The sequence below is a fragment of the Actinoplanes sp. NPDC051388 genome (genome assembly GCF_055586225.1).
Genome location: NZ_JBVJIP010000005.1, coordinates 260,708 through 283,712 on the forward strand (window position 1 = coordinate 260,708; position 23,005 = coordinate 283,712).

A 23,005-nucleotide genomic window follows, 5' to 3' on the forward strand; every position below is an offset into this window, starting at 1 on the left:
ATTCGCCTCTGTGAAACACGGGGCGCGTAACGTCGGGACGTGGACCTGCACACCGTCGCCGAGGTGATCAGCCCGGCCGGCGCCGGGCAGTGGCGTCCCGGGGACGCGTGGCTGGCCGGCGGCACGGCCCTGTTCGCGCAGCCGCAGCCGCACGTCCGGCGCCTGCTCGACCTGTCCGCCGCCGGGTGGCCGCCGCTGACCGTGCGCCCGGACGGCCTGGAGATCGCGGCCACCTGCACGGTCGCCGAGCTCGCCGACTTCACCGGCGCGCCGCAGTTCGAGGCGTTCCACGGCATCACCCGCGGCTGCTGCGGCTCGTTCCTGGCCAGCTTCAAGATCTGGAACGTGGCCACCGTCGGCGGCAACCTGTGCGCGGCGCTGCCGGCCGGGCCGATGATCGCGCTCACCGCTGCCCTGGACGGCGTCTGCCTGTTGCAGGGTCCGGCCGGCGAGCGGCACGTGGCGGTCGCCGACTTCGTCACCGGCGAGGGCGTCACCGTGCTGCGGGAGGGCGAGTTGCTGCGGTCGATCCATTTGCCGGTGGCGGCGTTGACCGGCGTGTCCACGTACCGTCAGGGGTCGCTGCACACGCACGGCCGGTCGGCCGCGCTCCTGGCCGGGCGCCGCGACCCGGGCGGGCGTTTCACGCTGACCGTGACCGGTGCGACCAAGCGCCCGCACCGGCTGGTCTTCGACCGTCCGCCGGAGGCCGAGACGTTGCAGGTGGCGCTGGCCGAGCGGATCTCGGACCAGGACTATGTGGACGACGTGCACGGCCTGCCGGTGTGGCGGCGGCACCTCACCCGGGAGTTCGCCGAGGAGATCCGCTCGGAGCTGGCCGGATGAGCATCACCGTCAACGGCGAGGAGCACACCGAGCCGCCCCGCCCGGGCCAGTGTCTGCGCACCTACCTGCGCGAACAGGGCTGCTTCGGGGTGAAGAAGGGCTGCGACACCGGCGACTGCGGCGCCTGCACGGTGCACGTGGACGGCCGGCCGGTGCACTCGTGCATCTATCCGGCCTTCCGCGCCCGGGGGCACCGGGTCACCACCATCGAGGGGCTGGCCCCGCCGGACGGCCTGCACCCGATGCAGCAGCGGTTCCTGGACGCGCAGGGCTTCCAGTGCGGCTTCTGCACCGCCGGGATGATCATGACGTCCGCCGCGCTGGACGAGCGCCGGATGGCCGACCTGCCACGCTCGCTCAAGGGCAATCTGTGCCGCTGCACCGGATATCGAGTGATCGCCGACGCCCTCGCCGGGGTGCACAACGTGGACGTTCCACCGCCCGGCAAGTCGGTCGGCGCGAGCCTGCCGGCGCCGGCCGGGCCGCAGGTGGTGACCGGCGCCGCGCGCTACACGTTCGACCTGGACGTGCCCGGACTGCTGCATCTCAAGGTGCTGCGCTCGCCGCATCCGCACGCCCGGATCCGGTCGATCGACACCGGCCCGGCGCTGGCCGTCGCGGGCGTGGTCGCGGTGCTGACCCACCACGACTCCCCGGATGTGCTGTTCTCCACCGCGCAGCACGAGCACGCCGAGGAGGATCCGTCCGACACCCGGCTGCTCGACGACGTGATGCGGTTCGCCGGGCAGCGGGTGGCCGCGGTGGTGGCCGAGACCGAGGCCGCGGCCGAGGAGGGCTGCCGGCGGATCGCGGTGGACTGGGAGGTGCTGCCGGCGGTGCTCGACGCCGAGGCCGCCCTCGCCCCGGACGCGCCCAGGGTGCACGGCGACGGCAACGTCGTCGGGCGGCTGGAGGCCGAGCTGGGCGATGTCGCCGCCGGCTTCGCGGCGGCCGAGGCCGTCTTCGAGGCGACCTTCCGTACGCCCCGCGTGCAGCACGCCAGCCTGGAGACGCACGGCTCGGTGGGCTGGCTGGACGAGAACGGGCGGCTCGTGGTGCGATCCAGCACCCAGACGCCGTTCCTGACCCGGCGCAACCTGGCGGTGCTCTTCGACCTGCCCGAGGACCGGGTGCGCGTGCTCACCGGGCGGGTCGGCGGCGGTTTCGGCGGCAAGCAGGAGATGCTCACCGAGGACCTGGTCGCGCTGGCCGTGCTGCGCACCGGCCGGCCTGTGAAGTGGGAGTTCACCCGGGCCGAGCAGTTCACCGCGGCGACCACCCGGCACGGCTTCACGGTGCGGATGAAGGCCGGCGCCCGGCGCGACGGCACCCTGACCGCGATGGACCTGACCGTGCTGTCCGACACCGGCGCCTACGGCAACCACGGCCCCGCGGTGATGCACCACGGCTGCCACGAGTCGCTCGCCGTCTACCGCTGCGCCAACAAGCGCACCGACGCCACCGCGGTCTACACCAACACGGTCCCGGCCGGCGCCTTCCGCGGCTACGGCCTGGGCCAGGTGTCGTTCGCCGTCGAGTCGGCGCTGGACGAGCTGGCCCGGCAGCTCGAGCTGGACCCGGTGACCCTGCGCGAGCGCAACGTGGTGCGGCCCGGCGAGCGGATGACCGCCCCCGGTGGCCACGACGACGACCTGACCATCGCCAGCTACGGCCTGGACCAGTGCCTGGCGCACGTGCGGGCGGCGGCGGCCCGCCCGGTGACCGGCGCTCCGGCGGGCTGGCTGACCGGCGACGGCATGGCGATCACCATGATCGCGGCCGGGCCGCCCGGCGGGCACTTCGCCGACGCTGTCGTCACACTGCTGCCGGACGGCACGTTCGACCTCGCGGTCGGCACCGCCGAGTTCGGCAACGGCAGCACCACCGTGCACGCCCAGATCGCCGCGGACGCGCTGGGCACGACGCCGGACCGGATCGCGATCCGGCAGTCGGACACCGACGTGGTGCGGCACGACACCGGAGCGTTCGCGTCCACCGGTGTCGTGGTGGCCGGGAAAGCCGTGCTGCACGCGGCCCTCGGGCTGCGAGCCTCCATTCTGGACGCTCTGGATGGCAGGGAGCTCACCGAGGACGCGCTCGCGGAGGTGGCCGCGCGGTCCGGGCGCCCGCTCGTCGCGCACGGGCACTGGGGAGGCAGCCCGCGGTCGGTGGCGTTCAACGCGCACTGGTTCCGGGTCGCGGTGTGCCCGCGCACCGGAGAGATCAAGATCTTGGAGAGTGTGCACAGCGCCGATGCCGGCACGGTGCTCAACCCGCTGCAGATCCGCGGGCAGATCGAGGGCGGAGTGGCCCAGGCGCTCGGCGCGGCGCTGGCCGAGCACCTGGACATCGACGCGTCCGGACAGGTCACCACCGCCGGCTTCCGGCAATACCATCTGCCCACCTTCGGCGACGTGCCGCGCACCGAGGTGCACCTGGCCGAGACCGAGGACGCGATCGGGCCGCTCGGGGCCAAGTCGATGAGCGAGAGCCCGTTCAACCCGGTGGCGCCCGCGATGGCCAACGCCCTGCGCGACGCCACCGGCATCCGATTCACCGACCCGCCGTTCACCCGGGACCGGGTGTGGCTAAGCTTGCAGGGCGGTTGATCGCGCGCTATCTTGGCCGCAGCGGGTTCCCCGGTGACCACCTTCCCGGCCCGCTCTCCCAGTTCGACCCTCGTGGTCCCTCCACAGGTCGGCTGCGAATTCAGTGGCCCAGCCACTTCTCTTGCACGCTCCCGGTGAGCGGTGAGCGGCGTTCCTGTATTTCCCTTTTCAGCTAGGAGCACCACACATGCCCGAAACACAGGCGCCGACCCGGCGCCGAAGCACCCGGCGGCCCGCCGGTGACAGACCACACAACCGCCCCGCGGACGGGACGCCGGCGGGCGCACCCACCGACACCCCGATCGACGGGTTCCTCGACATCGTCGACGACCGGGCCTGGATCCGGGCCGAGGGCTACCTGCCCGGCCCCGGCGACGTGCCCATCTCCCCCGCCGCCGTGCGCTCCCTCGGCCTGCGCCGCGGCGACCACGTGGTCGGCGTGGCACACACCACCGGCCGCCGCCCGGCCACCCTGAGCGCCGACCAGATCAACGGCGACGACCCGGACGAGGCGCTGCACCGGCCGGACTTCTACGACCTGACCCCGCTCTACCCGCAGGAGCGACTGCGGATGGAGACCGAGCCCAACCTGCTCGCCACCCGGGTGATCGACCTGGTGATGCCGATCGGCAAGGGCCAGCGCGCGCTCATCGTGGCGCCGCCCAAGGCCGGCAAGACGATGGTCATGCAGGCCATCGCCAACGCCGTGACCCGCAACAACCCCGAGTGCCACCTGATGGTGCTGCTGGTCGACGAGCGGCCTGAGGAGGTCACCGACATGACCCGCTCGGTCAAGGGCGAGGTCATCGCGGCCACCTTCGACCAGACGCCGCACGAGCACACCGCGGTCGCCGAGCTCACCATCGAGCGGGCCAAGCGCCTGGTCGAGATGGGGCGCGACGTGGTGGTGCTGCTCGACTCGATCACCCGGCTCGGGCGGTCGTACAACCTGGCCGTCACCGGGCGCGGGCGCACCCTCTCCGGTGGTCTCGACTCGACCGCGCTCTATCCGCCGAAGCGCTTCCTCGGCGCGGCCCGCAACATCGAGCACGGCGGCTCGCTGACCATCATCGCGACCGCGCTGGTCGAGAACGGCTCGGCGATGGACACGGTGATCTTCGAGGAATACAAGAGCACCGGCAACGCCGAGCTCAAGCTGGACCGCGGCCTGGCCGAGTCCCGGGTCTTCCCGGCGATCGACCCGTCCGGCTCCGGCACCCGGCACGACGAGCTGCTGATGCACCCCGACGAGCTGGCCGTCACACACCGGCTGCGGCGAGCCCTCGGCGACGGGCAGCAGGGCATCCAGCAGCTGCTCGGCCAGCTGCGCGCGACCCCGAGCAACGCCGCCTTCCTGGCCCAGCTCACCAGGGCTCTCCCGGAGCGCTGAGATCAGGGTCCGCACCCGGGCGTTCCCCGATGTGTGCCGGCACCGCCGTGCCGCACCATTTGAGGACAAGCAACGACCGGCTCTACGGAAGCGAGAGAACATGAACGCCGTCCACTCCTCGATGGCAGCGCAAGGCCTCAGCCGCCCGCGCGACGGCCGCATCCTGGGCGGGGTGTGCGCCGGCCTGGCTCGCCGTTTCGGCCTCGACCCCTGGATCGCCCGGCTGGCCTTCGTGGCCGTCCTGCTGGTGCTCCCGGGCAGCCAGTTCCTGGTCTACCCGCTGCTCTGGGTGCTGATGCCGAGCGAGCAGACCTACCCCGCGACCGTCTGACCCGAGCCGGTCTGACCTGGGGCGGCTGACGCGGCCCGGAAGAACAAGACTGTTTCTTCCGCGCCGCCGCCCGCACTCTTGCCGGGTGCGGGACGTTCAGCATCACCTCGACACCCTCTACGCACGGCTGGACGAGCTCCGGGCGGAAGCCTCCGCCCGGGTCGCCCAGGCGCGGGTTGCCCAGACTGGCGACGATCCGGCCGTGCTCCGCGAGCACGCCGCCCGGCTGGCCCGTTACGAGGCCGCCGAGGAGCGGCTGTGCTTCGGCCGGCTGGATCTCGCCGGCGGCGAGACGCGCTACATCGGGCGGCTCGGCCTGACCTCGCCGGACGGCGGCGACCCCCTGCTGATCGACTGGCGGGCGCCCGCCGCCCGGCCGTTCTATGCCGCCACCGCCGCCGAACCGCTCGGCGTCCTGCGGCGCCGCCTGATCTCCACCACCGGCCGCCGGGTGACCGCGGTCGAGGAGGTGTCCTTCGCGGGGCCGCCCGCGGACCTGCGGAACGTGGTGGCCACACTTCGGGCCGAGCAGGACGCGATCATCCGCAGCGACCACAACGGCATCCTGGTGGTGCAGGGCGGGCCCGGCACCGGCAAGACCGTCGTCGCCCTGCACCGGGCCGCCTACCTGCTCTATCACCGGCCCGAACTGGCCGCCCGCGGCGTCCTGGTGGTCGGGCCGTCGGAGATCTTCCTGGACCACATCGGCCGGGTGCTGCCCGGACTGGGCGAGACCGGCGTCGTCACGGCCACCGTCGCCGGCCTGCTGCCCGGCGTCACCGCCACCCGCTCCGAGCCACCGTCGGACGCCCTGCGCAAAGGCGCGCGGGCGATGGCCGATCTGCTGGCCGCGGCGGTCGACTCCCGCCGGGCGGTGGTCCCGGTGAGCGGATTCCACCCCGACGACCTCGGGTACGCGGCCGGACGAGCCCGCGCCTCCGGCCTCCCGCACAACCCCGCTCGCCGCGTCTTCACCGAGGCGCTGGCCGCCCGGCTCACCGATCGCGCGCTCGCCGAGGCCGACCGGCAGGACGCCGAGATCGAGAGCGTGCTGGCCGGCACCGGCGTGGACGACGCGGTGGCCAAGGACCTGGCCGGCCTCGGGCTGACCGGCGCGGCCGGCCCCGACGACTCCCGCCTCGACCCGCAGGCGCTACGCCGGTCGTTCGGGCGGGACCCCGCCGTGCGGGCGGCGGCCGACGCCTGCTGGCCCGCTCTGACCCCCGAGGATCTGGTGCCGTCCACCGGCGGCGGCTGGACCCCGGCCGACATCCCGCTGCTGGACGAGGCGGCCGACCTGCTCGGCCACGACTTCTGCGCACCGGGCCCGGACGGCACCCTCGCCGAACGGGCGGCCCGGGACCGGCGGTGGGCCTATGGGCACGTGATCGTGGACGAGGCGCAGGAGCTGTCGCCGATGGCGTGGCGGATGGTGCTGCGCCGGGCGCCCGGGCGGTCGATGACGGTGGCCGGGGACGTCGGGCAGACCTCCGACCCGGCGGGCACGCACGACTGGGCCGGCGCGCTGCGGCCGCACGTCGGCGACCGGTGGCGGGTGGCCCGGCTGACCGTCAACTACCGCACCCCGGCGGAGATCATGGACGCCGCGGCCGGGCTGCGGCCCGCCGGGGAGGACCAGCCGGTGTCGGTGCGGGCGTCGGGGGTACCGCCGTGGCGGTTGCGGACCACCCGGGGTGAGCTGACCGCCGTGCTGGCGCTGCTGGTCGCGGCGGAGCCGGACGGCGACCGGGTCGCGGTGATCGGGCCGGTGGATCCGATCGAGGGCGCGGTCGTGCTCAGCGCCCGGCAGGCCAAGGGGCTGGAGTTCGACGTGGTGCTGATCGCCGACCCGGCGGCGATCCTGGCCGCCTCGCCGCGCGGCCGCCAGGACCTCTACGTGGCGATGACCAGAGCCACCCGGCGGCTCGGCGTGGTGCACCCCGGAGCGGTGCCGGCGGAACTGGCAGCGCTGACTATTCGTCCAGCGGCACCGCCATCGGCCGGCGCTCCCCCTCGCGCGCCGCGATCTGGGACATCGCCCGCCGATACTGCGGGCGGCTGATCTCGCCGGTCGTGAGCTGGGTGACGAGCACCCCCTCGAGGCTGGCCGGGGACGCGACGATCCGCAGCGGACGGTCCTGCGCGTGCACGCCCTGGCGCCGGCTCATTCCGTCACGCACCGCACACCAAGCCGCGAAGACGACCAGGGCCAGCAGCACCGCGGTCAGCAGCATCAGCACGATCACAACTCCACCTCCGCACGGCAATACGGATGATCGGCGCGCCCGGTTCACCGTCCCGACACGTCCCCGATACGTCACGGGCAGTGACCGTGGCCGGAGAATCGGGACTCGGCGCGGCGGGCACCGTCCACTTCCGGCGCCGGCCTCCGAGCGAGCGTTTCGTGCGGTCGCGCAACTGCGGGAAACGGCAGCTTCCGGTCACCGCCGCCGAGGCGCCCCCGATCATTAATGCAGGTCAGGGCCGCGCCCGGGAAAAGCGCAGAGAATGCAATATGCCCATTCCGAGCACCAAAGGCATAGACATCGCGGAATCTGTCTGATTACGCGATCTGCGAAGATTCGACGGCAGTCCACTAGGGAGCGATCTCCGAATCCCCAGCGTAGCATCGGTGATCAGCCTGACCGGCGATCCCGGGCAGGCGTCGGGAACGGGGTGCCATAAACGTGAAAAGCGCAGAACAGTTCATCTCCCGGTGGGCCGAATTCGCCGAAACCGACTTCGCCCATCAATCGCTATTCGCGTGCCCGACCATTGTCGGGTCGCCGGAATAGCACCGGCGTGCCATCACCCGTTTTCCGATTTCCGGCACGTTTGAGCTCACCCTGGGGATGATCGTAGTGCTGCATATTGTCCTGCTCGGACCGGTGGAAGCGCGACAGCACGTCACGAGCGTGCCACTCGCACCGCTGGAACGGACTCTGCTCGCCCTGCTCGCGCTCGCCGGCGGCGCGGTGCTGTCCACCGAACGGATCATCGACGGGCTCTGGGGCAGCCGCCCGCCGGCCGCGCCGCGCTCCCGGGTGCAGGGCATGGTCTCGTCGCTGCGCCGCAAGATCGGCGACGCGGTCGTGACCCGGGCTCCGGGCTACTTCCTGGACCTGCCGCCGGAGGCGTCCGACCTGCACGAGTGCGAGCGGCTCGCGGCCGCGGCGGCCGCCGCGGACAACCCGGCCGCGGCCGCGGAGGCGCTGCGCGAGGCGCTGGCGCTGTGGCGCGGGGAGCCGCTGGACGGGGTCTCCGCGCCGGGGCTGGAGGCCGACCGGGCCCGGCTGACCGAGCTGCGGGCGGCGCTGCTGGAGGACCGGTTCGAGGCCGAGCTGCGACTCGGCCGGCACGCCGAACTGGTCCGCGAGCTGATGGCCGCCGCGGCCGCGGACCCGCTGCGGGAGCGGCTCACCGGGCAGCTGATGACCGCGCTCTACCGGTCGCACCGGCAGGCCGACGCGTTGCGGGCCTATCAGGGACTGCGCGAGCGGCTGGCCGAGGAGCTGGGCAGCGACCCGTCGGCGGAGCTGCGCGCGCTGCACGCCACCATCCTGCGCGGCGAGGCGCAGGAACGACCGGCGCCCGCACCCGGCACGCCCGTGCGGCAACCGCCCGCGCAGATGCCGGCCCCGGTCGGGCACTTCTTCGGACGCCAGGCCGACCTGGCCGCGCTCACCGCGGCGCTGCCGCACGCCGGCGACGAGGCCCGCGTCGTGGTGGTCACCGGCGCCGGCGGGCTCGGCAAGACCGCGCTGGCCGTGCACTGGGCACACCAGGTCGCCGACCGGTTCCCGGACGGGCAGATCTTCGTCGAGCTGGGCGGCGGCGCCGCGGTGGCCACCGTCCTGGGCATCGTGCTGCTCGCCCTGGGCGTGCCCGCCGCGCAGTTGCCCGCGGGCGCGGAGGAACGCGCCGCGCTCTATCGCACCCGCATGCACCAGCGCCGGATCCTGGTGCTCGCGGACGACGCCGGCGCCGCCGGGCAGGTCCTGCCCCTGGTGCCACCGACCCCGGGCAGCCTGGTCGTCACGACCAGCCGCAGCCGGCTCACCGCGCTGAGCGCCCACCACGCCACCCGGGTGCTGGCCGTGCAGCCACTCGGCCCGGCCGAGTCCCGCGACCTGCTCGGCGCGATCGCCGGCCCGAGCCGGCTGCGCGGCGACGGCGTGTCCGAGATCGTCGACCTGTGCGGCGGCTGGCCGCTCGCGCTGCGGCTGGCCGCCACCACCCTGGCGGCCCGGTCCACCCAGTCCCCCGCGTCGTTCGCGGCCGAGCTGCGCGGCGAGATCATGACCCTGTCGGTGGGCGACGATCCGCGCACGGTGCAGCAGTCGCTGGCCGGCACCCTGGCCGGCCTCGACCCGGCCACCGTCCGGCTCTTCGACCAGCTCGGCCTGCATCCCGGCCGATCGGTGTGCCTGCACCTGGCGGCGGCCACCGCGGGGGTGTCGGTGCTGCGCGCGCGGCGGCTGATCGACGAGCTGATCGACGCCAACCTGGTCTCGGTGACCGGCCCGGACCGATACGGCACCCACGCGATGATCCGGCGGTTCGCCCGCGGCCGCGCCCAGGCGCTCAGCGACCGGCGGCCGATCGAGGACCGGATCGTCCGCTGGTACCTCTCCGTGCTCTCCGCGATGACCCCGCAGGCCGAACCGGACCGGCGGCGGCGACACTCACCGGCCGCCGCCGAATGGATCCCGTTCCGCGGCGACCTGGAGGCGGCCCGGTTCCTGGAGACCGAGGAGGCCGGCCTGCCCGCGGTGCTGTCCTGGGCGGCGACCCGCTGCACGGCCGAGACCACCTGGCAGCTCGCCGCCCTGATGTGCACGGTGTGCCCGGCGCTGCCGCCGGCCGCCGGGCGCATCGCGCTGGCCGCGGCCGAGCAGGTGCGGGACCCGCGGGCGGTCGGCGCGGCCCGGGCGCATCTGGGCGCGCAGCTGCTGCGCGACCCGCTGCAGGCGGACGAGGCGGCCGAGCACCTGACCCTGGCGGCCGAACTGCTCGAGCCGGAGGCCGGGCGGCTGGCCTGCACGGCGTCCTTCGGCCTGGGCTCGCTGCTGGCGCGGCAGGGCCGGCCGGCCGAGGCCCGGGCGCACCTGGAACGCGCGCTGGCGCTGCTGGATCCGAGCCGGGAGCCGATGTCCTGCGCGGTGTCGCTGTTCGCGTACGCGAAGGTGCTCCTGCTCTCCGGCAGCGGCGAGCGGGGGCAGGAGCGGTTCGCGCAGTCGCTGATCCTGGCCGAGGCCACGGTCGGCCGGTTGTGCGACAGCTGGCTGGACCTGAGCCGGCAGCTGGGCGACGAGTTCCTCGGCTACCTCGCCGACGCGCTGCAGTCGCCCCGGGTGGCGGCGCCGGACCGGATGCTGGCCCGGTCCCTCCTCGGCCTCAGCGCCGGCACCCCTCACCTGCAGCAGCTCGCGGTCGGCTGACCCAACGGCTCGGCGAAGACCCGGAAGTCCCGGGCGGTCGCCTCGATCGCGGCCTGGACCTCGGCCGACGTCCGGCCACGGAACCGGAACCGGCCGCCGACGTGCTCGTAGTAGGCGTCCGCGGCGGGCAGGATCTCGCCGGGCGCGAGCACCACCTCGGCGTAGGGGCCCGGGGTGCGGCCGGTCATCGGGGTAGCCGCGGTGATCCGGCACGGGCGGGCGGCCGGCGCCGGGGCGAGCAGCCAGCCGGCCACCCCTTCCCCGGCCACCCCGTCTCCGGAGGGCGGATCGGTCGGCGCGGGCTCGCCGAGGGACAGGCGGAAGGCGGCGGCCATCAGGTCGTACCCGTGGATCTCGCGCCAGAGGAACGGGATCTCCGCGCCGCCCACCCGCGCGCCCACCTCGAGGAACGCGCAGCCCGCGGCGGAGACGAAGAGCTCGAGGTGGAACGGGGTCGGCCGTGCGGTGAGGGCGGCCAGCGCGCGGGTCGCGTAGTCCCCGATCGCCGCGCACACCGCCGGGTCGTCCTCCTCGACCGAGCCGAGGAAGTCGCCGGACCGGAAACCGAGGCAGGTGTTCAGATACCGGGAGGCGCGCCACGGGCCCAGCGCACGGCCGTCGAACAGGCCGTCCACGTGGTAGATCGGGCGTGGATCGAAGGCCTGCACCAGGAACGGGCCGCCACGGCCGTCCAGCTCGTCCACCGCGGCCGGACCGTCCAGCTTGGACACGAAGGCGCTGGAGCTGCCGATCCGCGGCTTCACCACCACCGGCCACCCGTGGGTGCGCCCGAAGGCAAGCACCGCGTCGGCGTCCGGCGCGGGGGCGAAGGCGGGCAGCAGCAGCCCGACGTCGCGCACCCGGCCGGCCATCAGCAACTTGTCCCGGAACGGCAGCAGCTCGTCCGGCGCCGGGCCCGGGCAGCCCCACTCGCGGCGCAGCTCGGCGGCGACCAGCAGGTCGTCCTCCTTCAGGCCGACGATGCCGGCCGGCGGCCCGTGCTTCTCGGCGAGCCGGGCCACCGCGTCGCGCACCGCGGGCAGGTTGTCGGTGGCCGGCACCAGGGTCAGGTCGGCGGCGTTCGGCGGCACCCCGTCCTGGCCGACGGCGGTGGTCACATAGGTCACCGCATCGGCGTCATGGTCGGCGTAGCGGGCGTATTCCGCGTAGCGGGCCCGCCAGCGGTGGATCACCACGAGGTGCCGGCGCATCACGCGGCCACCTCGTAGAAGCCGGGGCCGTCCAGGTGGCGGATGGTGCCGTAGTCGCGCTCGGCGATCTCCTCCACCGGGTGCACCAGCTGGACCATCAGCGGCCAGGTCATGTCGTCCACCGTGCGGCGCAGCCGGTCCCCCGGCCGGACCATCGGCTTCACCTCGTGCAGGCTTTCCAGACCTTCGATCAAACCCATCTCCGGGTACGCCGTGAGCACGCCCTCGACGGTGCTGGCCGGCAGCGCGATGCGCGCGTGCCGGCCGATCACGTAGTCGTCCTTCCACCGGTCGGCGAACCGGTCCGGCCGCACATAGGCGTCCACCAGCCACTCCACCTGCGCCTCGCCCAGGCACACCGCGGCCAGATGCGGCATGTCCAATCCGGCGAGGCGCGCGCCGACCTCGACCAGGCACGGCCCGTCCGGGGTCAGCTTCAGCTCCAGATGCGCGGCGCCGTAGCCGATGCCGAGCGCGTCCAGCACCTGGGCGGCGTACCCGCAGATCACCTCCTGCACCTCGCCGCGGCGGGGCAGCAGCCGCACCCCGGTGGTCAGGTCGGGCACCCCGTTCGCGCTGATCTTGTCGTACTTCCACAGGTCGGTGACGTGGTGCCGGCCCTCGGAGCTGACCGTGTTCACCACGTACTCGCCGCCGATCAGGTACTCCTGGGCGACCACGGCGTCGTTGCGGGCCGAGAAGATGTTCTCCGCGCCGAGCAGCCGGTGGTAGGCGGCGACCGACTCGGCCGGGGTGTCGCAGAACGAGACACCGTCGCCGGCCGCGCTGCGCACCGGTTTCACCACCACGCGACCGCCGCGGGCCCGGTGCCACGCGGCCAGGTGGTCGGGGCTCTCCACCCGCACCGATGAGGGGACGCGCAGGCCGGCCGCGCGTACCGCGGAGATCTGGATCTGCTTGTCGCGCCGGGCCGCGCTCAGGGTGGTGCCGTTGGAGGGCAGGTCCAGGGACGAGCTCAGCAGGTCGGCGAACTCCACGCCGCTCTCGCCCGCGGCCACCACCGCGACCGGCCGGTGCGCCACCACCGCGTCCAGGGTCGCGCCGAGATCGCCGTCGTGCCGGATGGTCGCGGCGAACGCCGACTCGTCGAACGCCGTCCGGTAGACCAGCGGCGGTTCGGGCGTGCTGAGCACCCGGACCACGTCGCAGCCGGCGGACCGGAACGCGGGCGCCAGCCGCCGGGTGGGCGCATAGGCGTCCACGATCACCACAGTCGTCATGCGCCGAAGCCTCACCGCGGTCGCTACAGATCGGCTATGCGGCCGCTACAGATCGTCATGCGGCGGATCTGCAGCGCGGGTCCCGAGAATCCGGGACACCTGTGCCCGCGACGAGAGGTAAACCGATGCTGCGACGAATGTGCTGGATCTTCCCGGACCGGGAGTCCACCCGGACGGCGGCCAAGTGGGACGCCGCCTTCTGGCACACCTACGAGGAGGTGGCCAAGGACCTCGACCTGACCTGGGAGCGCACCGCGCCGGAGGCGGTGACCGTGGACGCCCTGGACCCCCGGCACCCGGCGTTCTATGTGAACGGTGAGCGGGTCACCCCGGCCGACACCCTGTTCGTCACCTCGCCGTACACCCTGCCCTACCAGTCCGCCGACGTGTTCCCGCAGTTCACCCTCTATGCGGTGCTCGAGCAGGCCGGGTTCTACCTGCCGCACCCGCCGGCCTTCGCGGCCATCCAGAACGACAAGATGGCCAGCCTGCTGTTCCTCAAGGACAGCCCGATCCCGCCGATCCCGACGATCCGCATCGGGGCCGGCCGCGACCTGCTCTGGGACGAGTTCCTGCCGGCCGTCCGCGACCTGACCTACCCGGCGGTGGTGAAGCCGGCCGGGTGGTGCGCCTCCCGCGGCATCAACGTGGCCCGCGACGTCGCCGACGTGCGCGGGCTGCTGAGCCTGGCGCAGGGCGGCGACACCACCCTGGTGCTGCAGCCCGACCTGGGCCGGCGCACGGTCGACTACCGGGTCTACGTGATCGACGGGACGGCCCGCGGCACGCTGGTCCGCCGGCCCGGCGACGGCGAGGTGTACCCGCAGTTCACCACCGGCGCTCAGGTGTCCTTCGCGGAGACCACGCCCGCGGAGCTGCAGCCCGCCATCGAGCACCTGGCCGCCAAGCTGCCGATCCCCTATTTCTGCGCCGACTTCCTGCACGACGGCGAGCGGTTCTGGCTCTCCGAGATCGAGCTGGACGGCACGGTCATGTGCCCCGATCCCAACTCGCCCGAGGCGGTGCGCACCCAGCGCGAGCTGATCAAGGCCCGCTTCCAGGCGTACCGCCAGGCCCACTCGCACGCCAACCTCTAGGAGCCCGACGATGACCGACTTCTCCGCGGACGCGCCGCACGCCCTGGATACCGCCCGGGACACCCTCGCCCGGCTGCGCTCGGTGCCGGCGCTGTCCGCCCGCTATGCCGACGTGCTGGCCCTGGACAGCCTCCAGGACCTGGTGCACGTGCCGACCATGCGCAAGGACGACTTCAACCTCGCGATCGAGCACCTCGAGCCGCGCTCGGCGACCGGCGCCACCTGGACCTTCCAGAGCGGCGGCAGCACCGGGCAGCCCAAGCTCGGCTACGCGCCGACCGGGTTCTACATGGCCGAGGTGCACGAGCACTGGAAGGCGCTCGGCCCGGACGACATCTTCGTCAACACCTGGGGCGCGGGCCGGCTGTGGGGCGCGCACTACCTGATGTCCGCCTATGCCGACCTGGCCCGCTGCGTCGGCATCGGGCTGGGCACGGTGAGCCGCAACGAGTACGACGTGTGGCTGCAGTTCTTCGCCGACCGGCAGGTGACCGCGGTCGGCGGCACCCCGGGCGTGCTGCGGCTGATGTTCGCCCGCGCCCGGGAGGCCGGGATCAAGCTGCCCGACCTGCGCCGGGTGCTGTTCCTCGGCGAGGCCTGGCATCCGACGCTGGACGCCGACCTGGCCATGGTGGCGCCGGACGCGCGGCGCTGGGGTCTCTACGGCAGCACCGAGACCTGGGTGGTGGGCACCAACACGCCGGACTGCGCGGTGGACGTGTGGCACCCGCTGCCGTCCCAGCTGGTGCACGTCGGCGCGGACCAGATGCTCGACTTCACCTCGCTCAAGCCGCACGGCCTCAACCCGGTGCTGCGCTATCAGACCGGGGACGCCGGCGAATGGACCACCTGCCCGTGCGGGGTGCCGGACCGGGCGCTGCGGATCTTCGGCCGGCGGGACGGGCAGATCAAGTTCAACGGCATGCCGATCGAGGTGGACGCCCTGATCGCGGACATCCTGGCCCGGCCCGGGGTGGCCGACGCGCAGCTCGTGGTGACCGAGTACGAGGCACGCCGCAGCACCATGGAGATCCTGGTGATCCCGGCTCAGGGCGCGCCGATGGACCTGGCCGCGCAGGTCCGCGCGCACCTGCTGACCGCGATCTTCGGCGGGCCGGGCGCGGCCTTCCAGCGCGACCCCGAGTCGATGTCGGTGCGGGTGGTGGACGCGCCGGTCGCCAACCCGCGCACCGGCAAGGTGTCCGCCCTCGTGCAACGGCGCGAGCCGTGACCGCGACCCTGCCGTCCACGGTCGCGCGCGGGCTGGGCCGGGACTTCAACCTGCTCTGGCTCGGGCAGAGCGTCAGCTACGTCGGCGACAAGATCAACCTGTTCGTGGTGCCGACCGTGATGATCCTGCTGCTGCAGGCGTCGTCGTTCCAGGTCGGCCTGGTCGGGATGGCGCAGTGGCTGGCCATCCCGCTGCTCAGCCTGGTGGCCGGCATGCTGGTCGACCGCTGGGACCTGCGCGCCACGCTGATCTGGTGCGACCTGGTCCGGGCCGCGGCGATCGCGGTGATCCCGCTGGCCTGGTGGCTGGGCATGCTCTCGGTGCCGCTGGTCTTCGTCTGCGTGACGGTGGCCAGCGCGGCCTCGGTGTTCTTCAACATCGGCTACACCGCGACGATCGCCGCGGTGGTGCCGGCCGAGGGCCGGGTCAAGGCCTACTCGCACATGGAGAGCAGCCGCACGGTGTCCGAGGTGGTCGGCCCGGCGGTGGCCGGCGGCCTCTACGCGATCAGCGGGGTCTGGTCCCTGCTGATCGACGCGGTCACCTTCCTGTTCTCCGGCGCGACGGTCAAGGCCATGCGACGGTACGGGCTCCCGCGCACGAACACCGACGGCATGATCGCCCGGCTCCGGGCCGGCGTCCGGCTCAACTGGGACGACCCGATCCTGCGCAGCACCGTCATCGGCGTCACGCTGATGAACCTCGGCGGCCCGATCTTCGTGACCGTGCTGCCGATCCTGGCGTACCGCGGGTTCGGGCTGTCGGCCGGGACGCTGGGCGCGGTGATGTCCGCCGCCGCCGTGGTCGCCGTGCTCGGCGCCCTGGTGGCGCCGCGGGTCAGCAAGCGGCTCGAGGCGGCCCGGCTGATGCCCTGGTCGGCGTTCGGGCACAGCGTGGTGGGGCTGGGCGTGCTGGCCGCGCCCGCCTTGCCGCCGGCGCTGGTGCTCGGCGTGACGCTGTCGGCCTACGGCCTGTTCATGGTCTGGTTCAACGTCAGCACCGCGGCCATCCGGCAGGCCCGGGTCGACCCGGCCGACCAGGCCGTCTCGCACGCCGCGTTCCGCACCATCACGTGGGGCGTGATCCCGTTCGCGGCGCTGTTCGGCGGCTGGCTCGTCGAGGCGCTCACCCCCGGGCAGGGCGTGCAGCACGCGGCCCAGATCGCGATGGCCGGCGGCACCCTGATCGGCACCCTCTTCGCCTGGATCCCGTTGGCGCCCACCCGTTCCCGGCTTCTCCAGGAGGCATCGTGAACCCCGTCCTGCTCGTCACCGGCGCATCGTCCGGCCTGGGCGAACAGATCGCCGCCGCAGCGGCCGCGGCCGGATACACGGTCGTCGGCGCGAGCCGGGCGACCGGCCTGGACGTCACCGACGACGACTCGGTGGACCGCTGCGTCAAGTCCGTCATCGCCACCCACGGCCGCCTCGACGTGCTCGTCAACAACGCCGGGCAGGCCAACAACTTCGCCACCGTCGAGACGTCGAGCATGGACGCCTTCCGGGCCGGCATCGCGGTGAACTTCCTCGGCGTGGTCGCGATGACCCGGGCCGCGCTGCCGCACCTGCGGGCGACCGGCGGCCGGGTGGTCACCGTCGGCAGCACCCGCGGCCTGATCGGTCAGCCGTTCAACGAGGGCTACTCGGCGGCCAAGTTCGCGGTCGAGGGCTTCATGGAATCCCTCGCCCCGGTCGCCGCCGCGATGGGCGTCACGATCACCATGATCGAGCCCGGCCCGGTGCTCGGCACCCGCTTCGGCGCCGGGATGACCCGCGAGGGCCTGCTCGCCGAGGCCGGCCCCTACGCCGAGGTGCTCACCCGCTATCTGGACTGGGTCCGAGACGGCGGGCACCCGGGCGCCCAGCCGGCCGCCGAGGTGGCCGATCTGCTGGTCCGGTCGCTGGCCGACCCGGCGCCACCGTTCCGCCTGCTGACCAGCTCCTGGGCCGCCGGATACGCCCGTCACAAGCTGGCCGACCCGGACGGCACCGCGGTCCGCGCCATGACCACGTCCTGGGTCTCCTGAGCTTCCGCCACACGGCACGTGCGGCGGATCCACACCGGATCCGTAGCGGCCTCGAGAAGGGTTGTCGCCATGACCGAACTGGTAGTCACGCCGGCCGGTGTGCTGGACGACTTCCGGGCCACCGCCCGGGTCGCTCCGGACCGGCCGGCGGTGGTCTGCAACGGCCACGAACTCACCTACGCGGAGCTTTCGACCCTGGCCGAGGCGACCGCCCGGCGCCTCGGCGACCGGCCCGGCGTGGTCGGGGTGCACGCCACCCACTCGGTGTCCACGATCGTCGCGCTGCTCGGGATCTGGGCGGCCGGCGGCACCTACTGCCCGATCGACCCTTCGTTTCCGGAGCCGCGACGGGCCGAAATGGCCGCCGCGGCCGGCGTCCGGGTGCTGCTCGACGGCGGCTGGCCGGCCGTCTTCGACGGCGTCCCGGCGCCCCCCAGCGAGGCCGCCTACATCCTGTTCACCTCGGGGTCGACCGGGGCGCCGAAGCCGGTGGAGACCCCGCACCCGGCGATCGCCGCGACCGTGGCGTCGCTGCGGGACCTCTTCGCGATCACACCGGCCGACCGGGTGCTGCAGTTCGCGTCGCTCAACTGGGACACCTGCTTCGAGGAGATCCTGCCGGCGCTCACCGCGGGCGCGGCGCTGGTGTTCCACGACGACGCCTACGCCGGGTCGTTCGGCCGATTCCTGCGGATGGTCGAGCGCGAGCGGATCAGCGTGCTCGACCTGCCGACCGCGTTCTGGCACGAGCTGGTCGTGCACCTCGCCGACGAGCGGGCCGGGCTGCCGGACGGCGTGCGGCTGGTGATCATCGGGGGCGAGGCGGCGAACCCGGCCCGGCTGGCCGCCTGGCACACGCTGCCGCACCGCTCGCGGTTGCTGAACACCTACGGCTGCACCGAGACCACCCTGATCACACACGCCGCCGAGCTGACCGGACCGGGAAACGCGCCGATCGGGCACGCCCTGCCGCACGTGGTCGAGCACGTCACCGCGGACGGCGAGCTGCTGATCGGCGGGCCCGGCCTGGCACTCGGCTACCGCGGGCTGCCGGCCGAGACCGCCGAACGGTTCGTGGAGCTCGGCGGGCAACGGTTCTACCGCACCCGCGACCGCGTGGAGCGGCTGCCCGGCGGCGCGCTGATGCACCGCGGGCGGGCCGACCAGGAGCTGAAGATCCGCGGCATCCGGGTCGACCCGGCCGAGGTGGAGGCGCACATCGCCGGGCATCCGGAAGTGGGCGCGGTGGTGGTCACCGGCGAACGGGCCGGCGGGCGGACCGTGCTGGCCGCCTACGTGGTCGCGCACCGCCCGATCGCCGACACCGCCCAGCTCGGCGCCCGGATCGTGGCGCACCTGCGCGGCCGCGTGCCCGCACATCTGATCCCGTCCCGCATCACCGTCGTCGACGCGCTCGCCCGCACGGCGAGCGGCAAGCTCGACCGCCGACAGATCCAGGAGACCTCACGATGACCCCTGACGCCCTGTCCGTGCTGTTCGCCCGGGTGCTCGAGGTGCCCGCCGTGGACGCCGACGCCGACTTCTTCGACCTCGGCGGCGACTCGCTGCTGGCCACCCGGGTGATCAGCGCGATCGCCCGGGAGACCGGCGTCGAGCTGGACTTCGCCGACGTCTGGGAAGCGGCCACGCCGGCCCTGCTGGCGGCCCGGATCGTCAAGGTCCGACGATGAGGATCGTCGTCGCCGGGGCGGGACTCGCCGGGCTGACCGCGGCCCGGGACCTGGTCGCGGCGGGGCACGAGATGACCGTGCTCGAGGCTCGGGAGCGGGTCGGTGGCCGTACCCATGGTGTTGAAGTCGCTCCGGGGGCCTGGGCCGACGCGGGCGCGGCCTATCTCGGGCATCGGCACACCGCCCTGGCCGCGCTGCTCGCCGAGCTGGACCTCAAGACCACCCCCACCCGGATGGACGGTGACGCGCGGTTCGAGCTGGGCCCGCGAGGGCCCGGGTTCTCCGCCAGGGCCGGAGGCACCCCGGCCGGTAGCGGCACAGTGACCGTCGCGGGGCGGTTCCCGCCGCTGAAGGCGGTCGCGCTGGGCGAACTCTTCGACCGGCTGGACGAGGTGGTCAACGCGGTGGCCGGGCACGCGCCGTGGCTGTCGCCCGGACTCGAGTCCTGGGATCGGATCACCGCCGCCGAGTGGGCCGCGCTGACCCTGAAGCACCCGGACGCGCGGCTGTTCTTCCCGCTCTTCCTGGGCGAGATGATGGCCGCCGACCCGGCCGACGTCTCAGTCCTGCACATGGCCTTCTACCTGCGCTCCGGCGGCGGCGTGAGCTATCTCAACGCGTTCGAGGGCGGCGCCCAGGAGGACCGCGTCGACGGCGGCGCCCACCAGCTCTGCGAGCGCCTGGCGGCTTCGCTCGGGGACCGGGTCCGGCTCGGCGAGCCGGTGCGGGCGATCCGGCAGGACCGGCACGGCGCGATGGTACGCACCACCGCCGGCCACCACCCCTGCGACGTCGTCGTGGTCGCCCTGCCACCGCTGCTGGCCGACCGGATCGACTACCAGCCGCAGCTCCCGGTGCGCCGGGCCGGCCCGCTCACCGGCCGGGGCAGCGCGGTCAAGGTGCACCTGGTCTATCCGTCGCCGCTGTGGCGCGCGCAGGGCCTCTCCGGCTGGTCGGTCAGCGCCACCGGCCCGCTGATGTCCACCGTGGACGACTCGCACGGCGACGCGGGCATCCTGACCGGCTTCGTCACCGGCGCCGAAGCCCGGCGCTTCTCCGAGCTGACCCCGGGCGAGCAGCGCGCGGCGGTGCTCGACCAGGTGGCCCGCCTGTTCCCGGACCTGCCCGCGCCGACGGCGGTGCACATCACCGACTGGCGCACCGAGGAGCACAGCCGCGGCTGCTACGCGGCGCTGTTCGGCCCCGGCGACTGGGCCCGGCTCGGCCCGAACCTGACCACCGCGCACCTGCGCGTGCACTGGGCCGGCACCGAGACGAGCACCGACTTCTTCGGCCTGATGGAGGGCGCGATCCGCTCCGGACATCGGGTGGCCGAGGAGATCCAGTTCCGCTACGGAAGTCAGAGGAGATCCCGTTGACCGACAGCTCGATCGCGCCGCTCGAGGTGCGCCGACAGTTCATGACCGAGCCGGACCTGGGCGCCGGCAACTTCCTGGATTTCGCCCTGCGGCACAACCCGAACCCGGATGTCCCGTTCGTCTTCAGCCACACCGTCGACCACCGTGGCGAGGTGGCCCTGCGCGGCCACAGCCTGACCGACCTGGCCGCGCTCCGCGACCGGTACGCGAAGTGGTACCACGCCAACGGGGTGCGGGCCGGTGAGCCGGTCGGCATCGTGGTGGCCGAGGGCCTCGAGCCGCTGCTGCACTACCTGGCCCTGACCGCGCTGGGCGCCATCCCGGCGATGATCAACGACGCCATGCGCCCGGACGTGATGCAGCGGTTCCTCGACTACCTCGGGGTGGTCGGCATCGTCGCCGACGACACCACGCGGCTGGCCGCGGCGTACCGGTCGGATCCGGCTCGAAGGCCGCGCTTCATCGCCCTGGCCGCGGAGGTGCAGGCCTTCGATGCCGGGACGGCGTCGTTGCCGGCGGAGTTCCCGCACCGGCACGCGCCGGAGGACATCGTCGCGCTGATCCACTCGTCCGGGACCACCGGCACGCCGAAGGCGACGATGCTCGGCCACCGCAGCTTCTGGGACGGCAAGCAGCCGCGGATGGAACGCTTCCCGTGCCAGCCCTACGACCGGCTGATGTCGCTGATGCCGCACACGCACGCCGGCGGGCTCAGCTACTTCCTCACCGCGGTGCTGCTCGGCCTGCCCACCGTGGTCATGGGCGACTGGCGGCGGAGCACGGTGGAACCGGTGATGGAGGCGTTCCAGCCGACCATGCTGGCCTCCTTCCCGCGCACCTTCGTGGAGCTGGCGACCGGCGAGCTGCCGGTCGCCGGGGCGGCCAAGGTGCACTCCTGGTTCAACACCGGCGACTCCGCGCACTACGGGCACATCCGGCGGCTGGTGCGGCTCGGCGAGCGTCCGGCGGGCCTGATCCCGGCCTGGCTGCTGCCGCCCGGACAGGCCGCCGACCAGGCGCTGCCCGGCTCCCAGTTCGTCGACGGGCTGGGCAGCTCGGAGATGGGCATGGCGCTGTTCGGCGGCCTCACCACGCCGGAGACGCCGCGCAACGACCGCTGCGTCGGGCCGGCCCAGCAGGCCGTGCTCAAGGCGGCGGTGCTGGACGACTCGGGCGCCGAGGTGCCGGACGGCACGGTCGGCCTGCTCGGTGTGATCACGCCGTCCCGGACCCCCGGCTACTGGCACAACCCGCGGCTCACCGCGAGCTTCGAGCTGAACGGCTTCTGGCTCACCGGCGACGTGGCCCGGCGCGACGCGGACGGCAACTTCTATCACCTGGATCGCACGGTCGACGTGATCGACACCGCGGACGGGCCGGTCTACAGCCTCGAGCTGGAGGAGGTGCTGATCGCCGACTGCTCGGACATGGTGCTGGACGCCTCGGTGATCGGGGTGCCGGGCGACGGCGGGCAGGTGCCGATCGCGGTGGTGAAGCTGCAGGCCGACGCGGCGGACACCACGCCGGAGACCCTGCTGGAGAAGGCGAACAAGGAACTGGCGGCGGTGGGCCGGGCGACCCTCGGCGCGGTGCTGCTGACCGACGAGTTTCCGCTCGGGCCTACCGGCAAGGTCCTGAAGCGCGAGTTGCGTACCCGTCATGCCGGTCTTTTCACAACGGAGGAAGCTCATGTCACGGTATGACTGGGGCGACACGCACCCCGGCATCGAGCGGCTCAAGGCGCAGATCACGCCGGCCCGCGACCGCGTGGTGCAGCATCCGCTCTATGCGGCGCTGGACAGCCACGAGGCGATCACCACGTTCATGGCCCACCACGTCTACGCGGTGTGGGACTTCATGTCCCTGCTGAAGTCGCTGCAGCGGCAGCTGACCTGCGTGGAGCTGCCGTGGGTGCCGACCGGGCCGACCGGCAGCCGGCGGCTGATCAACGACATCACGCTCGTGGAGGAGAGTGACGAGTTGCGGGGTGGGTTCATCAGCCACTTCGAGCTGTATCTGGAGGGGATGAGCCTCGCCGACGCGGATCGGTCCACGATCGACCCGTTCATCTCGTTGCTCCGCTCGGGATCTTCGGTGCCGGCCGCTCTGGACGCGGCGGGCGCTCCGGACTGCTCTGCCGACTTTGTGCGGACCACCTGGGACTTCATCGCGACCGCGCCGGTGCACTGCCAGGCGGCGGCGTTCGCGTTCGGGCGGGAGGACCTGATTCCGGACATGTTCGAGCAGGTGGTGAAGGTCAACGCGGACGCCGGCGGCAAGTTGGACACGTTCGTCGACTACCTGGCCCGGCACATCGAGGTGGACGGTGAGGAGCACACCCCGATGGCGATGCAGATGCTGGCCGATCTGTGTGGAGACTCGTCTTCGAAGTGGGCCTCCGCTGCCGAGACGGTGAACGCGGCTTTGGAGGCCCGGGTGCGGCTGTGGGACGGGATCCTCGCGGCGATCCGCTAGTTGTCCACAGCGGATACCTTCGTCGGTTGCCCCGCCG

The 23,005-nt window shown here is 73.3% G+C and carries 17 protein-coding genes and 1 pseudogene; 15 read left to right on the plus strand and 3 right to left on the minus strand.

Annotated elements, in window-relative coordinates; genetic code table 11:
* The first annotated feature begins 39 nt into the window (after window positions 1–39).
* The 5 genes and pseudogenes from ACZ6TI_RS15445 (at window position 40) to ACZ6TI_RS15465 (ending at window position 7,238) form a co-directional block, all read left to right on the plus strand.
* On the plus strand, window positions 40–846 hold the full coding sequence (locus tag ACZ6TI_RS15445; RefSeq protein WP_465345686.1) for an FAD binding domain-containing protein: 807 nt from the start codon (window positions 40–42) through the stop codon (window positions 844–846).
* Window positions 843–3,455, plus strand: coding sequence for a molybdopterin-dependent oxidoreductase (locus tag ACZ6TI_RS15450; protein WP_465345687.1), 2,613 nt, complete (start codon window positions 843–845; stop codon window positions 3,453–3,455). The genes ACZ6TI_RS15445 and ACZ6TI_RS15450 overlap by 4 nt, the downstream gene beginning before the upstream one ends.
* Window positions 3,456–3,663: 208 nt before the next feature.
* Window positions 3,664–4,845, plus strand: a pseudogene (gene rho, locus ACZ6TI_RS15455) (transcription termination factor Rho); the annotation flags it as partial.
* A 100-nt stretch (window positions 4,846–4,945) separates the two neighbouring features.
* Window positions 4,946–5,176 (plus strand): PspC domain-containing protein, encoded by a 231-nt coding sequence (locus tag ACZ6TI_RS15460; protein WP_465345688.1) that lies wholly within the window; start codon window positions 4,946–4,948, stop codon window positions 5,174–5,176.
* Window positions 5,177–5,261: 85 nt separating this feature from the next.
* Window positions 5,262–7,238 carry a HelD family protein gene (locus tag ACZ6TI_RS15465; RefSeq protein WP_465345689.1) on the plus strand — a complete coding sequence of 659 codons (1,977 nt, stop codon included), beginning with the start codon at window positions 5,262–5,264 and terminating at the stop codon, window positions 7,236–7,238.
* Here ACZ6TI_RS15465 and ACZ6TI_RS15470 read toward each other — a convergent pair.
* Window positions 7,150–7,422, minus strand: a complete 273-nt coding sequence (locus ACZ6TI_RS15470; protein ID WP_465345690.1) for a hypothetical protein — start codon at window positions 7,420–7,422, stop codon at window positions 7,150–7,152. The two genes, ACZ6TI_RS15465 and ACZ6TI_RS15470, sit on opposite strands and share 89 nt — an antisense overlap.
* A 615-nt stretch (window positions 7,423–8,037) precedes the next feature.
* Between ACZ6TI_RS15470 and ACZ6TI_RS15475 the strand changes: the two genes are divergently transcribed.
* Entirely contained in the window at window positions 8,038–10,617 is a 2,580-nt protein-coding gene (locus ACZ6TI_RS15475; protein ID WP_465345691.1) for an AfsR/SARP family transcriptional regulator, read from the plus strand.
* Here the strand turns inward: ACZ6TI_RS15475 and ACZ6TI_RS15480 are convergent.
* Together ACZ6TI_RS15480 and ACZ6TI_RS15485 are read right to left on the minus strand one after the other, a co-directional pair.
* Window positions 10,590–11,828, minus strand: coding sequence for an ATP-grasp domain-containing protein (locus ACZ6TI_RS15480; RefSeq protein WP_465345692.1), 1,239 nt, complete (start codon window positions 11,826–11,828; stop codon window positions 10,590–10,592). The genes ACZ6TI_RS15475 and ACZ6TI_RS15480 overlap by 28 nt on opposite strands.
* The gene (locus ACZ6TI_RS15485; protein ID WP_465345693.1) at window positions 11,828–13,069 is read right to left on the minus strand and encodes an ATP-grasp domain-containing protein; all 1,242 of its coding nucleotides are present in this window, start codon (window positions 13,067–13,069) and stop codon (window positions 11,828–11,830) included. Before ACZ6TI_RS15485 ends, ACZ6TI_RS15480 begins: the two co-directional genes overlap by 1 nt.
* Before the next feature lie 125 nt (window positions 13,070–13,194).
* Here ACZ6TI_RS15485 and ACZ6TI_RS15490 point away from each other — a divergent pair, with 125 nt between their 5' ends.
* From ACZ6TI_RS15490 to ACZ6TI_RS15530, 9 genes are all read left to right on the plus strand, one after another.
* On the plus strand, window positions 13,195–14,166 hold the full coding sequence (locus ACZ6TI_RS15490) for an ATP-grasp domain-containing protein (RefSeq protein WP_465345694.1): 972 nt from the start codon (window positions 13,195–13,197) through the stop codon (window positions 14,164–14,166).
* Between the two features lie 10 nt (window positions 14,167–14,176).
* Window positions 14,177–15,397 carry an AMP-binding protein gene (locus ACZ6TI_RS15495; protein WP_465345695.1) on the plus strand — a complete coding sequence of 407 codons (1,221 nt, stop codon included), beginning with the start codon at window positions 14,177–14,179 and terminating at the stop codon, window positions 15,395–15,397.
* Window positions 15,394–16,650 (plus strand): MFS transporter, encoded by a 1,257-nt coding sequence (locus ACZ6TI_RS15500; protein ID WP_465345696.1) that lies wholly within the window; start codon window positions 15,394–15,396, stop codon window positions 16,648–16,650. Before ACZ6TI_RS15495 ends, ACZ6TI_RS15500 begins: the two co-directional genes overlap by 4 nt.
* Window positions 16,647–17,423, plus strand: a complete 777-nt coding sequence (locus ACZ6TI_RS15505; protein WP_465345697.1) for an SDR family NAD(P)-dependent oxidoreductase — start codon at window positions 16,647–16,649, stop codon at window positions 17,421–17,423. The genes ACZ6TI_RS15500 and ACZ6TI_RS15505 overlap by 4 nt, the downstream gene beginning before the upstream one ends.
* A 69-nt stretch (window positions 17,424–17,492) precedes the next feature.
* Window positions 17,493–18,896, plus strand: coding sequence for an amino acid adenylation domain-containing protein (locus tag ACZ6TI_RS15510; RefSeq protein ID WP_465345698.1), 1,404 nt, complete (start codon window positions 17,493–17,495; stop codon window positions 18,894–18,896).
* The gene (locus tag ACZ6TI_RS15515; protein ID WP_465345699.1) at window positions 18,893–19,114 is read left to right on the plus strand and encodes a phosphopantetheine-binding protein; all 222 of its coding nucleotides are present in this window, start codon (window positions 18,893–18,895) and stop codon (window positions 19,112–19,114) included. Before ACZ6TI_RS15510 ends, ACZ6TI_RS15515 begins: the two co-directional genes overlap by 4 nt.
* On the plus strand, window positions 19,111–20,493 hold the full coding sequence (locus ACZ6TI_RS15520; RefSeq protein ID WP_465345700.1) for a flavin monoamine oxidase family protein: 1,383 nt from the start codon (window positions 19,111–19,113) through the stop codon (window positions 20,491–20,493). Before ACZ6TI_RS15515 ends, ACZ6TI_RS15520 begins: the two co-directional genes overlap by 4 nt.
* Window positions 20,490–22,196 (plus strand): class I adenylate-forming enzyme family protein, encoded by a 1,707-nt coding sequence (locus ACZ6TI_RS15525; protein WP_465345701.1) that lies wholly within the window; start codon window positions 20,490–20,492, stop codon window positions 22,194–22,196. The genes ACZ6TI_RS15520 and ACZ6TI_RS15525 overlap by 4 nt, the downstream gene beginning before the upstream one ends.
* Window positions 22,183–22,968 (plus strand): DUF3050 domain-containing protein, encoded by a 786-nt coding sequence (locus tag ACZ6TI_RS15530; RefSeq protein WP_465345702.1) that lies wholly within the window; start codon window positions 22,183–22,185, stop codon window positions 22,966–22,968. Before ACZ6TI_RS15525 ends, ACZ6TI_RS15530 begins: the two co-directional genes overlap by 14 nt.
* Window positions 22,969–23,005: the final 37 nt, after the last annotated feature.

What these genes read in the sequence shown, in the direction of transcription:
- ACZ6TI_RS15495 (WP_465345695.1), top strand. Translation starts at nt 14,177, where the DNA reads ATGACCGACTTCTCCGCGGACGCGCCGCACGCCCTGGATACCGCCCGG.
- ACZ6TI_RS15510 (WP_465345698.1), top strand. Translation starts at nt 17,493, where the DNA reads ATGACCGAACTGGTAGTCACGCCGGCCGGTGTGCTGGACGACTTCCGG.
- ACZ6TI_RS15460 (WP_465345688.1), top strand. Translation starts at nt 4,946, where the DNA reads ATGAACGCCGTCCACTCCTCGATGGCAGCGCAAGGCCTCAGCCGCCCG.
- ACZ6TI_RS15490 (WP_465345694.1), top strand. Translation starts at nt 13,195, where the DNA reads ATGCTGCGACGAATGTGCTGGATCTTCCCGGACCGGGAGTCCACCCGG.
- ACZ6TI_RS15515 (WP_465345699.1), top strand. Translation starts at nt 18,893, where the DNA reads ATGACCCCTGACGCCCTGTCCGTGCTGTTCGCCCGGGTGCTCGAGGTG.
- ACZ6TI_RS15450 (WP_465345687.1), top strand. Translation starts at nt 843, where the DNA reads ATGAGCATCACCGTCAACGGCGAGGAGCACACCGAGCCGCCCCGCCCG.
- ACZ6TI_RS15480 (WP_465345692.1), bottom strand. Translation starts at nt 11,828, where the DNA reads ATGCGCCGGCACCTCGTGGTGATCCACCGCTGGCGGGCCCGCTACGCG.
- ACZ6TI_RS15530 (WP_465345702.1), top strand. Translation starts at nt 22,183, where the DNA reads ATGTCACGGTATGACTGGGGCGACACGCACCCCGGCATCGAGCGGCTC.
- ACZ6TI_RS15485 (WP_465345693.1), bottom strand. Translation starts at nt 13,069, where the DNA reads ATGACGACTGTGGTGATCGTGGACGCCTATGCGCCCACCCGGCGGCTG.
- ACZ6TI_RS15520 (WP_465345700.1), top strand. Translation starts at nt 19,111, where the DNA reads ATGAGGATCGTCGTCGCCGGGGCGGGACTCGCCGGGCTGACCGCGGCC.